The organism is Pleionea mediterranea (assembly GCF_003148745.1).
In the GTDB taxonomy this organism is placed as follows: Bacteria; Pseudomonadota; Gammaproteobacteria; order Enterobacterales; family Kangiellaceae; genus Pleionea; species Pleionea mediterranea.
In genome coordinates this window covers 23,727-37,684 of record NZ_QGGU01000018.1, presented here as the reverse complement: position 1 = coordinate 37,684, position 13,958 = coordinate 23,727, and the positions used below count along the sequence as shown (strand labels likewise).

Sequence of the window (13,958 nt, the reverse complement as noted above, 5' to 3'; positions counted from 1 at the left end):
GTCGAAGGCAAGTGGTTTCTCGATAAAAACGGCTACGATGAATACTTTTACTGGCCACACTGGGTGGAGCTGGATAGCTACTCTATTGCTAAATACGAAACCACCTATGGCGAAGCGGATGTTTTTACGGAAGTAACGGGTAGGGAGTATTTTGATAAAGAAGCAATTGGGGATGAGCGAGGGTTTAGAGATCCTGAGTATCCTGTATGGCTTGGTGCGTCTTGGCATGATGCTCGTGCTTACTGCCAATGGCTTGAAAAAATAACTGGCGAACCCTTTGATTTATTGAGTGAAGCGCAATGGGAATATGCCGCACGCAGCCGCGGTAAAGCCGTCCAGTTTGCTACTGATAATGGTGAGGTTGATTATGGTCGGAATGTTAAAGATCATGAAGTTGATTATACTAAACCTGTTGGTAGTTACCCACCTAATCAGTTAGGTATTTATGACATGTCGGGTAATGTCTGGGAATGGGTACTAGACTCGTACAGTAGTGGGTTTTATGAGGACAGTCCCATAGTTAACCCTGTTTATGATTTAGAAGGCAATCGGAGATACAAAGTAGCTCGGGGAGGAGGTGGGTTTGACGACCATGAAAAATCGATGAATGTTTTTAGACGAGTATATCGAAAGCCGTCGAATACAGGTTATGGTCAAGGTATTCGATGTGGTGTGAACTCTACGGTGCCAGTCAAAACTTCCAGCTAAGGGCGTGCGATAGGTTGTTTGGCTCTACCAGCGATGTTAGTTGCGCTATTGGGTAACTTATCGTGCCATCGGTTTAAACGTCGGTTATCGCTCCAATCATTTAAATAATCTTTAAGTATATTAAAGTTTTTGTCGAAAGATGATTTGCTTTCTATCGTTTTATTAAAAGCAATGTCACAAGTTTGATTACTTGGGGTAGACTTACAGGATCTAGGTGTCATATGTTCTAATGTTTCTTGGAAGTCACGCTGGCTCTGAATACCATATTCCAAAATAGTTAAAATTGCTTCCTCTCTCGCCTCATCGATTCCAAATAACCAGTTTTTACCCAAGTGTAAGTCTCGTCCTGCAGTTAATGCACCGCGGAAAAAAGTTGGAGTTTGCCAGTCAAAGATATCCGAACGAGTGTGTGTTAAATCGTATAATAAGCGCCCCTTGGTTTCTGGCGTTAAATGCATAACTAGCGATTTGTTGGCTTGTATATTGTTGATGAGTTCATGTAGATTATCTACTTTATTTTCTTCCTGAATCCATTGTCGATGATATTTGGTTAGGTCGTTCATTATTTGAACTCCAGTGAACCCTAGTGCACTCATTCCCATGGTCGTAGAGCCTGAGAACAAGTTTCCTTGTTTAATTAGTTCGTAACCAAAAGCACTTATTCGTTCAAATGTTTCATCCGCTGTATCAAATATATCAATATAACTAAAGTCCGCTTCACAAAGCTTATCGTGTACCAATACAATAAAATTCCACACATGCCTAGCATCAACAGTAAAGGCAAAGCTGCCTCCACAGCCTAAGCCTAAACAGGCTGCTGCTTTCGCCTTTATTAAAAACTTACGCGCGATATCATCCCAGCCAATATTAAAGTCGCCCGTAATACCCACTCCAGCACTTCCGGTAACGGTGTAACCAACGCTGCCAAGCTCTCCCCATTTGGGTGGTTCTGGATTATCTGAAGCTGATTTTTTGAGTTCTGGATTTGGACTTTTCCATTCTAGAGCACCTTTAATGCCTGCTTCGACTCTTGCTCCGACAAATGCCTCAGCCGAGCCGCCTGCATTGGCATTCGCTTTGGCTGCGTTTTTGGTGGCTTCTTGTTTACTTTGTCCGTTTTTGATTCCGGTTTTAGCTTGTAGTATTCCATTTGATACATCAAAATCAATTTTTGCAGCTGCAGTTAGAGACGCTCCTGCCCACCCCGCGACATGGCCATCAATTTTTAACCGTGTATGACCAAAATTAAGTTTTAATGTAGGCTCTTCAACTTTAATTGGCTGTAAAGTAAAGGGAATAAATTCGACACGTCGATTCTCAAGCTCTCGCTGTTCTGTATCGACCTTGGGTTCTAACTCTCCTTTTCCAGATGTGCCAGTGATCATTTTAGGCATTGCCGAGGAAGTGAAAATTAGCTGGTTTACTTTATCAATGTTTGCGCGGTTTGCGTCAAAGTAGTGTTGTATCAAACAGGATAGCCCAATTCGGTCATTGATGAAGTCTAAGTTCATATCACAGCCAATATATGGCCGTACTTGACCGTCTAGCCGGGTAAAGGAAAAGAGTGATTGAGTTTCAACTAAGTTTCCAGAAAAGTCATCTCGCTCTTTAATTGGCTTTGGTAAAAATGGTATTTGTATGTTGTCTGAATCTGGCAGAGCAAACATTGGTAGGGTAAAAGGTTTTGGTAATGTATCGATCATATAGTCGATTTCTTTTTGTCCCCAACGTTTACCTCTATGTGTGAAAAATCGAGCCCAAATATGAGGTTCGTTATTTAAATAAGCCTTAGTTGCTTCAGCTCGCTCTTCACTTAAAATCTGGTTATAGCTTTCTCCACCAACTTTATCCGTATGGCCCTCAATATGTACCATTAGGCCATTTTTATTTGTGACATTATTGCTGGCTATTTCTTGTAATAAACTATTTAAGTGATGAAGGCCTTCAATTCTAATAAACGATTTATTAAATTCAAAGTGAGTTGAAGCAAAACATAAGGCAGAGTCATCTCTTTTTAGCTGGTATTCTGTTTTTGACTTTGCAATCTGGAAGTTAATGTTAAAGCCACATTCTGCGGGTATATATCCACTGGCTTTAGCTTTTGCGTCAACAAGTGAAAGTTTCGCCTCTCCTTTGGTTTCAAATGCAATTTTACCTGATTTTAAGTCAAAGGTACCTGAGGCTGTTAAACCATATGAATACCTCATAAACTCTACACCGGCTTCCGCTGAATAGTTGGCGGGCGGTAATTCTGTCATGCCGCTCACTATCTGATTCAGTTCACTATAATGTGACTTACCATCCAGAGGGAACTGAAAGTCATCTTTTATTCTCATTTGCTCTGTTTTGTAGAGTTCTGAATCTTCCCAAATATATTTGACAAGATATTGAATTCTTCCTAAGTCATCAGAAGAGAATTCTTTATAGTCTTTTTTTAGCAGAGATAAAATTTCTTCGCGATCTGACTTGAACTGTTTATATTGAACTTTAAGATTTTTATTAACTTGTTCAATCCATTCGTCAATCATTTGAAATTGACCTTTGAAAATATTGCCAATAATTGGTCCAAAAAATTTATCGATGGGAATTTGTCCTTGATGCTTATAATTTCCTTCGGCATCTTTTTCATTAGGATCGATTAGTTTCCATTCTGCTTTTATATCAGCTTTTGTTTGTGCGAAAAGCTCTTTAAATCGTTCTTTATTAAAGCTTCCGTCTGCTTCTTGCCAGTAACGTCGTGTGCCTTGAACACTGCGATCTTCTTTATTCAATAGGGAAAAGCGTTTCTTTTGTCCTTTTGGTGATTTTTCAAACAGCTTAAGCAATTCTGATGGCAATAGAGTGATTTGCTTTTCTTTAAACCGATAAATTTCAGTAAATTCCACACCACCTGATTTTTCTTTTGCGATGCCCCCAACCTGGCTGCTGCTTGATGTTTTCTCAGGTATAAAATCAAAGTGGTTGGTAATTTCTTTCAGTTTTTTATCAAACTTATCAGCGGCATCGATTACTTTTTGTCTGGATTTTTCAATCTCTTTAATACTCACTGCTTTAGCGCTATTGAGTTTTGTACTAGCGTCCTTTTTTGCTTGTCTTAACTGAGAGATTGCATCCTCTAAATAATTTGATATCTTTGAGATCTTCGATTCTTCAGATGACGTCAACAAAAGCACACTGTCTGAACGATTAATAAACGCCATTTCAGTAATGATATTTGGATTTACTATAAGATCAGCTGTTTGATGTGACTCTTGATTGGTCGTAAATTTAGAGGTGGTTTGGTAATTTGAGTCCATGTTCAACTAATCCTTTTGTTGTTCTGTATGGTCATGGTTTTCCAAAAGAATATGGTATTGACCGGCTATAACTTCATCAAATGTGACTTTGCCATTGGTAACTTCTTTGGTGACCGATTCACCTCTGTTATGAAATAGTACTGCGCTATCCCAGTCTAGAGGATTACCATCTTTATCTTTGATATTGAATGTGAGTGATTTGATTAGTTTAAGCGGATTAGTTGTGGCTATTTGCTTACCATTCAATTCAATTGAAGCATTTAGCTCGACGGGGACAAGTGTGTCAGTGTTGTCTACCGGCTGAAGAGGGTTGTTATCATAATCACTAAGTTTTGTTGTCCATATTATATCTTGAGGCCCACTTGCTGATGGCAAATTATAAGTTATTGATTCTACTTCAACTTTATCTTTTTCTGCATCGGTTTGCAGTAATTTGACTGTTAATTCGTCACCTGGCTTAAAGTTTTCTACTTCTACTCTTATTGTTGCATCATTATTGAGTAGTACAGATGGCTCTAACCAACAGATGCTTTTAATTTGAGGGGCGGCATCAAAGTTTGTTAATTCAAACTTATCTATATCATCCAAAGTATCTGGCAAGTCGATATTTATATTGGGTGGAGAGGGTGGTGAAGCAATATCATATTCAACATCACCGTTAAATGTGATCTTATCGCTGTCCATTGAAATTAATGAGCCAAACAGTGTTACGTTGCCACTGGCGTCCATTTTAATGCCACCACCACTGTTTTCTAAAGTAATATCGCCGTTACCACTGCCTTCAATTGTGATGTTGTTGGGCGACTGAAAAAACTGGCTGCCTTTTGCTGCTGTAACTTGTAGTACATTTCCGTCGGCTTTCATTTGAATATTGTTGTCACCGCGAAGTGTTATTCCTTGTTTCAGCTTGATTTTAGTGTGCTCGTCCGATGCAGTGAGTAACTGGTTTTTACATGAGAATGAAATGGTTGAGGCTGACTGGCGCTTCAGTTCACCGCCTGTTTCTGTCGAATGGTCAGCCTTAACTTTAACTGTTCTGCTGTCATTTATTTTTTCTGATAAGTTACCATCGTTAGTGGTTATAAACTGTGATAATTCAGATTGAACGGTGATGGCACCAAACTGACATAGCAACTCAACGAAGGGGGCACCTTGTTTGGCATTTAGCTCAAGCTTATGTTCGCTGTTGAGGCTTTGCAGGATAATTCGAGGCGCTTGTGGTTCGTCGTCCATGAGTAACTCATTACCCGTTTCACTGACCATTCGGTTTTGCCATAAGTTATCGGCAGTGACTACCGGTTGTTGATCATCTTGTTGTACAAAGCCAACTATATAGGCACTTTCCGGGTTATTATTTAAACAACTTATTAATACTTTATCGCCATCGAGCAATGGAAAGTGTTGCCCTGTGGCCTGATTTTGTCCAGCACATACATAAGGAGAAAGCTTTTGTATTGCAGGCATAGCCTGAGTTTTTTGGTTATCTGACAGATCAAACGCATAACGACTTTGATAATCGCCAAGCTCATCGATATGGGCATACTGGCTATTTGATTCAACTGTAGCGCTAATGGCAAAGGGAAGTTTTTTTCGAGCAATCACAGGTGAACGGAATGGGACTTCTCTGGCAATGGCAAATACAGTCTTTTGATAACCGGTATTATTTTGACTGGAAAGCTCATTTTGCTGCTGAGCGTGGTTTTGTGTAGCAATAACCAGATAGTCGCCACTTCTATCCATCAGACCAGGCTCATCAATAAACGAAAAGCAAAAGCCCGCTGATAGCTGCTCCACATTGGTATTAAATTGATAAATAGTTTGTTGAACATCAAGTGAAAACTTAAGTGTTTGTGATAACTGATCCGCTGATACTGTACTTAAACCACCCAGCTCATAGTGGTGTTGATTTGCAATATTAACTTCTGTGGCTGGTATGGGAGGGTGGCCATGATTCTGAGGGCTAGGTATTGCTGGTTGATAGTTATATTGAACGGACAAGCCAAAGCAGCCGTAAAATAACTGGGGAGACATACCCGCCTGCTGCTTTAGGCATATGGCCTCTCGTGATATATATGGGCAATGCAAGTTAGAGTCTGAAAACACAATAACTTCTTTATCATCAATCGTTTCGCTCCAATAAAAAACACCATGTTCCGAAATCAGGCGATGCAAAAACTCGCTATTATTTTCTTCAAGTTGTAAGTAGGTTATCTCGGGAAAAGATTGCTGTACTTTCCATATAATTTGAGATTTGTGAAAATTTGAGTCCTGCAGCAGGTGAAAGCAAAGCGACTTTAATGATGTATTCAAATGCACCCGGCTGGATGAACTATTTTCGAGCAATATCATTTTTGAGCTTAAGCGTAATTGAGTAATAAATTTATCTGTATGATTTTTGCCCAGTTCATCGATTTGGCTGATCAACCCAGCTACTTTTTTGTGGTGACCGTCGGATGACTGGAACAATAATACCGCTGAACAACCCAAAAGCTCCTCGGTATTTAAATGTTCATCCTCACTGATTGTGATGTCATAAGAAAAAGGCTTGGATATATTGTCGCTACCCGTTAACTCAGTAACCTGGCAGGCTTGTCCATTTAATATAACAGTGATATGCGTTTTAGTATTCGCAGCGTCCATACATTTTCTATCCATTAACAATATAAATATTTCAACCTGATATAAGTCACAAGCTGTGGAGACTCTTTTTGATTCGCCTCAGTTTCCTTACGAATATTTGAGCCGCTGTGTAATGCTCAAAGTTTCAAGTCCATTAAGTAAGACATATTGTGCAAGCTGAATTCTACCAAATAAATTCAAACCAGTAATACCGTGAAAGCATAAGATATTAAAAATGTGATGCAATGCAACTTTTAAAAAAATTAGTGTTGTATTAAATAAACTATCTCATTAATATTGCGCTCGCTTACAGGGCGAATGGTTAAATATTTTCAGGAGCGAATAAAACAACTGTTTTTTCGAGAAAATATTTAATAAGGATGTTTTTGGGAAATTGGTAATTCAGGAGTTTAGGTTATGGATAACGCAGTTAATATGTTATCAAAGGATTGCGATAAAAAGTTGAGTCGTACTAACACTCAAGCGAAAAGTCCGCACTTAGATCAACCTTCAGCAGATACTCAAATAGAAAGTACTCAAACAGAAAACTCCCAAATAGACTTTAAATCCAGTCAAGTTGTCGATAGTCACAGCAGTCAGTTGCATCAAAATATTGATAGGAATATCAATCTGTTAGCAAAATTCATATCGCAACTTGTTGAGTCACAAAGGGATTTTTCTGAACAGTTAGGTGTTTCTTATGAGCGTGTATTTACTGATGGCTATGAAGATTTCAAAGGAAGAAATAGTACAGATGTTGTTCGTTCGTGGATTACTGCAGGACCGAAGAAACAGGTGAAGTTGGCAAGACTTTTGGCCGATCTAAGTAAACATCAGTTAGCTTTAGTCGCAGCTGCTGATGGCTTGGTGCATTACACTGTGGACAAGTGTGACAAGCATTCTTCTGTTTTTTTAAATAAAAAATTTAAAAAATTCATACAAGAAACTCAAGAAAATCCTCATAAACGATTTAATGAACTGGTCGCCCCTGGTTTAGCGTCGTCTTATATCAAGCAACGTGAAATTCAAAAATCGATAAAATAATATATTAGAGGAAACAGTAATGATTAATAAATTCAAAGGATTATCTTTGGCTTTGGTGATGCTTTTTTTGGTTTCTTGCGGCTCACATAATGTCAATGTTGATATTTCATCAACCGCCAATTTAAATGTGAACTCATATAACGAAGCATTACCCGTAGTGGTTAGGATTTATCAACTGACGGATACACAGGCCTTTGAGTCAGCCAGCTTTGAAGAGTTATGGAAGAGAGATTCATTAACATTGGGAAACTCACTTTTGACAAAGGAAGAAATTACCCTTGAGCCATCTTCTAAAAACACTATTGCCTTTGAACAACATGAAGCTGCTAAGCATGTTGGTCTATTTGCCATGTTTCGAAATAGAGATGATAACAAATGGCGAATTGTAAAAGAATTATCAACCGGCTATTTCAGTTTTTCATCAACGGTTGATGTTCTGGTGACCAGTAATACCGTCGAGTTTACCAATAAAGACAAAGCCGCAGATTAGTTAAGTTTATAGTTTTAAAAGATTTAAGAGTAAACAGCATGGATAGTTTGAAAAAAGTTATTTGGGCAGAAGGTATCTTTTTAAGCCAGCAGCATTTTCAGGCATGGGAAAGACATCAAGACACTCAGCACGCAATACGCCAGCGAACTGCATCACCCTTTAACTGGGGGGTGATTGATCTTGATATTGATGAGTCATTGCTTCGAGTTGGCGTATTTAAGTTACGTAAGATCAAAGCAATTTATCCTGACGGTAGATTAATTGGTTTTAAAGAGTCTGGCGATGGTAGTTTAAGCAGTGAGCTTTCAGATCAAGCCGGCGATTCCTTGGATATATATTTGGGATTACCGGCAAATAACTCAGCATCCGGGATCAGTGGGTATCAATCGCAAGGCCAGTTGAATGCATGGTGTACACAGTTTGAAGAGCTTGCCGATGATCATGATCCATCTCGTGTTAGAGAAGTGATGCTTGCTAACCCTAATTTACAGCTGCTTAAAAATAATGATTCACAAGAGCATTTTGTGACGATAAAAGTTGCTCGTGTTGTTCGTGTTTCTGAAAAAGAGTTTATGCTGGATCAAAACTTTATACCCCCAGTTATTTCACTGTCGGCGAATAAACAGCTGAATAAAATGTTGAGTGATACTACTCAGTTAATATCAGCACGTGTTTCTCAGCTAGTCGAAACCGCTAGTCAGGTAAGTAATTTATTTGAGTATAATCAACAAGATATTGTTCGATTAATACGATCTCAGGCGCTTAATCATTGCCTAAGAAAACTTAAGCATTTGGTGCGTTATCCAGAATCTCACCCGTTATCGTATTATGATGCGCTGGTTGACATTATTAGTCAGCTATCACCCATTGAGAAGCCAGAAGCCATATTAGCGATCAGTGAGTATCATCACACTCAACTTTTTTCAATTTTAACTCAGCTTAATGAATCTCTTCGTGATTTATTGAAAGAAGTTGTTAGAGCAAGCAGTGAACGAGTCCAGTTAATTAAAGAGTTTGAAGGGCTTTTCAAAGCCAGTGGTTTATCAAGCACCAAGTTGTCGAATGAAAACTTCTACTTGGCGGTTTATCACGAAAGTCCGGATCCCAGTTGGGTCACTGAGTTTTCTACTCAGGCGAAAGTTGGCGCATCTGAGCATATTGAAATGATTGTTTCATCGGCTCTTGGTGGGGTTCGATTGGTACATACACAGCGGACACCTAACAGCTTATCTGTTAAAAGTGGTTATGAATATTTTCGTTTGGAAAACGTTGGCGATTTTTGGCAAAAAATTATCGACACTGAATCACTTTCTCTTTTCTTGCCTTATGCATTTCAGAACGCAAATGTTGAACTGGTATCAGTGGAGGAGTAGTAATGTCTGAACAACGAAATACCATTAGTCGAAATCCAGTTCTTGAGTGTTGTGCACCACTGTTTTCATTATTGTTACCACTGAAAAATAGCAGTGCTGCGGATAATGCCCCTGCAAATTTACGTGATCAAGTGATTGATTTGTTTGATGTACTTGAACGTATGGGATACGAAAAAGGAATTACATCAACAGAAATACAACATGCGCGATACGCCATGGCTGCGTTTACCGATGAGTTAATTATGGGGTCAACCTGGCCGGGTCGATTGCAATGGATGAGTCGACCACTTCAACTTGAGTTTTTTGGTGAAAACTCAGCCGGTCAGGGATTTTATGATCGTCTCGACAAGTTACGACAAAGTGGCGATAAACACCGGCATTTACTTGAACTGTTTTATATCTGTTTGCAAATGGGATTTGAAGGTGTGTATCGGTTAAAAGGTCTGGAGCAATTAATGGCTTTGCAAGTCGATTTGAGAAGTCAGCTAGAAGACTACCTAGGAAAAATTGACAGAACCTTATCACCTCAGGGATCACCTAAAGAAGGTTTTATCATGAAAGTTGGTCGGCATGTTCCTGTATGGGCTATAGGCAGTGTGACAGGTGCAGTGATGATGTTCCTGTACTTTGGATTTTCGTGGGTTGTTCATGATGACGCAGAAGAGAGCAGAAAGGTTATCGAAAAACAATCGATGGTTCTGCAAGTTTTAGACGCTGATAATCAAAATACGCAATAGGATATATTATGACAGGACATGGAAATTCAGGTGGCTTGTTCCGCTTTTTACTGGGGTTTGCGACAGCAAGAGCTACTGGAACTTTATTGGGTATTCTGGCCTTTGTAAGTTTGATCTGGTTTTTAGGTCATTATGTTGGCTTACAAACAACCAATCAAAAATTAATGGTGATTGGTGCTTTTATTTCAGTTGTTGCACTGGTTTTTATTGTTCGATTTTTTTATACACGTTCAAAAGGCAAGCGCTTAGAATCAGATTTATCAGAACAAGCGGCTGCCGGTGGTCAAAACAGTGTAGAAGTTGATGCATTAAAAAATAAAATGAAAGATGCGATTAAATCGTTGAAATCATCACATTTGGGAGCGGGTTACCGAGGGTCTTCGGCACTTTATGCACTGCCGTGGTATATGATTATTGGCCCTTCAGCGGCGGGTAAAAGCACATTATTTGCAAATTCTGGTCTTCATTTTCCATACGCCAGTAATGAAGAGTTACATATACAAGGATTTGGTGGCACCCGTAATTGTGACTGGTGGTTTTCTGATGAAGCCGTATTACTCGATACCGCAGGGCGTTATACAACAGAAGAATCCGATCGTGATGAGTGGCTGTCATTTTTAAAAATGTTAAAAAAGTCTCGCAGCCGGTTACCGTTAAATGGCGTGATGGTTGCAATTTCTATCGCAGATATTTTAACCCGTGACGCCGACGGAATAGAAAAGCATGTCAAAATAATTCGTGAACGTATTGAAGAACTGATACAGAACCTGGGTATTGTGTTTCCGGTTTACCTTGTATTCACCAAATGCGATCTAATTAATGGTTTTGAAGCCTTTAATGGTGACTTGTCTGAGCCAGAAAGGGCACAACCATGGGGCGCATATTTACTGGAACTCAGCGAACATAAAGAGAGTGACCCAGCAGAATTGTTTGAGAAAAAAATGGAAGAGCTTTATGACAAGCTTTGTTCTCTCAGGCTATCAAAGTTGTCGATTGAGCGTAACTTATCTCGAAAAGGATTGATATTTGATTTTCCCAATCAGTTTTCGGCAGCAACGGATAAATTAACGGAATTTGTAAACTTACTGTTTAGAGCTAATCCATACCAGGAAGCGCCTTGGTTTGCTGGGGTTTATTTTACCAGTGGTACGCAAGAAGGAACGCCTATTGAGCGCTTAGTTGGTGGTATGCGCCAGGCATTTGCTCAGGTAACTGAAACACCTAAAAGAGAAGGCATTACAAAAAGTTACTTTATTCAACAGATGTTCTCTGACGTTGTATTTAAGTTACAAGATTTAACCCGTGGCAATCGAAAGCAACGTCTGGTTATGCGCTGGCTCAAAGGCGCATTTGTCACCCTTGGGCTTGCGGCAATGGTTGGTATGAGTACTTTGCTTACTACTTCATATACATCTAACAACTTATTGATGAAAGAAGGCGAGCAAGCTGTTGTTAATTTAATGAACACGCTTAAATCGTCAACAACGACTGGTGAGCAACGATTTATAGCGATTAACCAACTGTTTAAATACTACTCTAAGTTACAGGATTTTGAGTCGGATATGCCATGGGAATATGCATTGGGAGTTTATGCTGGCGACAATCAACTTCCTGCAATAGAACAAGTCCTGTTTGATGTGCTTAAACAAGAACTTAAAACACCTGTGTCAAACCTTGTTCAGGAAAAAATGATGACTTATAGCCTTCAGTGGGGGCGTTCAGATGAAGACTCCCAGGGAGCCATACGTACTGAATATTATGACTTGCTAAAGCTATCTCTTATGATGAGCGAGCATCGTGAAAAACTTGATGTTGAATTTGCAAGCAAATTGATTTCCGATCTCTGGGGGACTTCTTTGGGGATGGAAAAAAGCCTGGTTAATGAACAGCGAGTTTGGCCAGAACCATTATTGCAGTTAGCAAGGTTTTATGTAAAACGAATGGATGTTAATGATGATCATGAAAATGATTTTTCACCCTGGAAAATAAGAAAAGATCAAGTTGCTTTTGCCAGAGAACAGCTCTATACGCCTCCTAACGCCATCGATCTCTATGCACAAATAAAGAACACAAGTAAAGGTGATCGTCAGTCCTTAACAACAAAAAAGATATTGTCTGCTAAAAATAGACTTTATCTTACATCAGCCAAGTCAGTTCGCTGGATTTACACTAAACAAGGCTGGAATGAATACGTCCATGATGAAGTTAAGCGAGTAGTGCGGACTGCCAGTCGCGGTGACTGGATAATTGGAAATGATATTCCTTTAACCGAACAAAACGAAAATGAATCTAACTATGATGCTGAACTGGCTGCAAATTTAGAGCGGGGCATTCGTCAGCTCTATTTTAAGGATTACTCAACGGCCTGGTTGGACTTTTTGTCCAGCCTGGAGACAAGAGGTTTTGATTCATTAGAGTCGGGGGCTGTTGCCATTGAGCAATTAGCAGCTATTGATGGACCTGTTGCAGAAATCTTCAAAGTTGTCTCAAGCAATATTAATTTAAATGATGATCCTAATGGCAAAGCAAATCGCGTATCAGAACGTGTGGCTGACATGGCTAACGGACTCAGCAAAAACTCGTCTGCATTACATCAATCTGTCGAAGAGTTAGATGGACAATTGAGAGACATTCGACGTTTTACCGAGGCTTCGGAAAACGCACCAATCTCGGATTTAATTAATCAGTACTTACGTTCATTAGCAAGTGTGAGTTTAGAGTTAAAAGCAATGGCATCTGCAGTGAATGCTTCTGAGCAATCAAAAGATTACGCTGCAAAGGTACTTTCGGGGGAAGCGGTTGACTCAGAACTTTACAAAAGCTGGGTAACAACACGCAGTATTTTAAATGGAGTTGAAGTGGGCACTCATAATGCTATTGGTAACTTGCTCAATGAACCTATAGAAAAAACCTGGGGTGCAATCCTTTTCAGTGCACGGGAAAACATCGAATCACAATGGTTAAATAGTGTCTATCCTGCGTACGCGAAAGGTTTAAAAGACAAGTTTCCGTTTAACCCTAAAGGTGTCGATGCTGCCGTGGCGGATGTATCTGATTTTCTAAATCGAAAGTCAGGAATCTATTGGGACTTTATAGAACAGCAACTAACTCCTTTTGTTAAAGAAAAACGTGGGCGATGGACTGAAAATCAATGGCTTGAACAAGGAATGAACTTTTCAGATGCCTTTTTACGTTCATTAAGAATCGCTAAAACTATTTCTCATGGCATGTTTAAACGTAATGGAGAAGATCCTCTGGTGGCATTTGATGTGAATCCTGTGCCGGGATCTGGCCTTAAAGAAATATCACTGAATTCTAGTGGGCAGGTTTATCGATACCGAAATGAGCCAGAAGAGTGGAGACGTTTTGTTTGGCCTGGCAACAGCAGTAACTTAGGAGCAAAGGTTACCGGGTATACCGCAAAAGGTGAAAGAGCAGAAATATCCCGTTCAGGACACTGGGGATTGTTTCACTTGTTAAATCGTGCTTCGGTAGCCAAACAGCGTGGCAGTATTTATTTAACCGCATGGAGTTTAAAGACAGACTCGGGCGAACGTATTCGAGTCAGGTTTAAGTTGCGTGCGGATCGACACAATAATTTATTTGGAAAAGGTGTGCTGACATCTTTTCAAGTGCCAGAGTCTCCTTTTGCTGAGCCATTGCAGGTCGCGTTAAGCGAATAAGGGCAGAA

At 39.6% G+C, this 13,958-nt stretch carries 8 protein-coding genes; 6 read left to right on the top strand and 2 right to left on the bottom strand.

The window, feature by feature from the left end; all coding sequences use genetic code 11:
- The coding region (locus C8D97_RS17595) for a formylglycine-generating enzyme family protein (RefSeq protein WP_109765124.1) at window positions 1-708 on the top strand (708 nt) is incomplete at its 5' end.
- Here C8D97_RS17595 and C8D97_RS17590 read toward each other — a convergent pair.
- Window positions 705-4,004 (bottom strand): OmpA family protein, encoded by a 3,300-nt coding sequence (locus C8D97_RS17590; RefSeq protein ID WP_146196177.1) that lies wholly within the window; start codon window positions 4,002-4,004, stop codon window positions 705-707. The genes C8D97_RS17595 and C8D97_RS17590 overlap by 4 nt on opposite strands.
- Before the next feature lie 6 nt (window positions 4,005-4,010).
- Window positions 4,011-6,644 (bottom strand): contractile injection system protein, VgrG/Pvc8 family, encoded by a 2,634-nt coding sequence (locus tag C8D97_RS17585; RefSeq protein ID WP_170115296.1) that lies wholly within the window; start codon window positions 6,642-6,644, stop codon window positions 4,011-4,013.
- A gap of 396 nt (window positions 6,645-7,040) precedes the next feature.
- On the opposite strand from C8D97_RS17585, the gene C8D97_RS17580 reads away from it, so the two are divergent.
- The 5 genes from C8D97_RS17580 to tssM are packed head-to-tail and all read left to right on the top strand — an operon-like array spanning window position 7,041 to window position 13,950.
- Window positions 7,041-7,667 carry a hypothetical protein gene (locus tag C8D97_RS17580; RefSeq protein ID WP_109765122.1) on the top strand — a complete coding sequence of 209 codons (627 nt, stop codon included), beginning with the start codon at window positions 7,041-7,043 and terminating at the stop codon, window positions 7,665-7,667.
- A gap of 19 nt (window positions 7,668-7,686) precedes the next feature.
- Window positions 7,687-8,157 carry a type VI secretion system lipoprotein TssJ gene (gene tssJ, locus C8D97_RS17575; protein WP_109765121.1) on the top strand — a complete coding sequence of 157 codons (471 nt, stop codon included), beginning with the start codon at window positions 7,687-7,689 and terminating at the stop codon, window positions 8,155-8,157.
- Window positions 8,158-8,195: 38 nt separating this feature from the next.
- On the top strand, window positions 8,196-9,530 hold the full coding sequence (tssK, locus tag C8D97_RS17570; RefSeq protein ID WP_109765120.1) for a type VI secretion system baseplate subunit TssK: 1,335 nt from the start codon (window positions 8,196-8,198) through the stop codon (window positions 9,528-9,530).
- Window positions 9,531-9,532: 2 nt separating this feature from the next.
- The gene (gene icmH, locus C8D97_RS17565) at window positions 9,533-10,267 is read left to right on the top strand and encodes a type IVB secretion system protein IcmH/DotU (protein WP_109765119.1); all 735 of its coding nucleotides are present in this window, start codon (window positions 9,533-9,535) and stop codon (window positions 10,265-10,267) included.
- A gap of 8 nt (window positions 10,268-10,275) precedes the next feature.
- Complete coding sequence (gene tssM / locus C8D97_RS17560) at window positions 10,276-13,950, top strand: type VI secretion system membrane subunit TssM (RefSeq protein ID WP_109765118.1); 3,675 nt, start codon at window positions 10,276-10,278, stop codon at window positions 13,948-13,950.
- Window positions 13,951-13,958 lie beyond the last annotated feature (8 nt).

Coding starts and splice junctions, on each gene's coding strand:
- C8D97_RS17590 (WP_146196177.1), bottom strand. CDS start 4,004: ATGGACTCAAATTACCAAACCACCTCTAAATTTACGACCAATCAAGAG.
- C8D97_RS17585 (WP_170115296.1), bottom strand. CDS start 6,644: ATGGACGCTGCGAATACTAAAACGCATATCACTGTTATATTAAATGGA.
- C8D97_RS17580 (WP_109765122.1), top strand. CDS start 7,041: ATGGATAACGCAGTTAATATGTTATCAAAGGATTGCGATAAAAAGTTG.
- tssJ (WP_109765121.1), top strand. CDS start 7,687: ATGATTAATAAATTCAAAGGATTATCTTTGGCTTTGGTGATGCTTTTT.
- tssK (WP_109765120.1), top strand. CDS start 8,196: ATGGATAGTTTGAAAAAAGTTATTTGGGCAGAAGGTATCTTTTTAAGC.
- icmH (WP_109765119.1), top strand. CDS start 9,533: ATGTCTGAACAACGAAATACCATTAGTCGAAATCCAGTTCTTGAGTGT.
- tssM (WP_109765118.1), top strand. CDS start 10,276: ATGACAGGACATGGAAATTCAGGTGGCTTGTTCCGCTTTTTACTGGGG.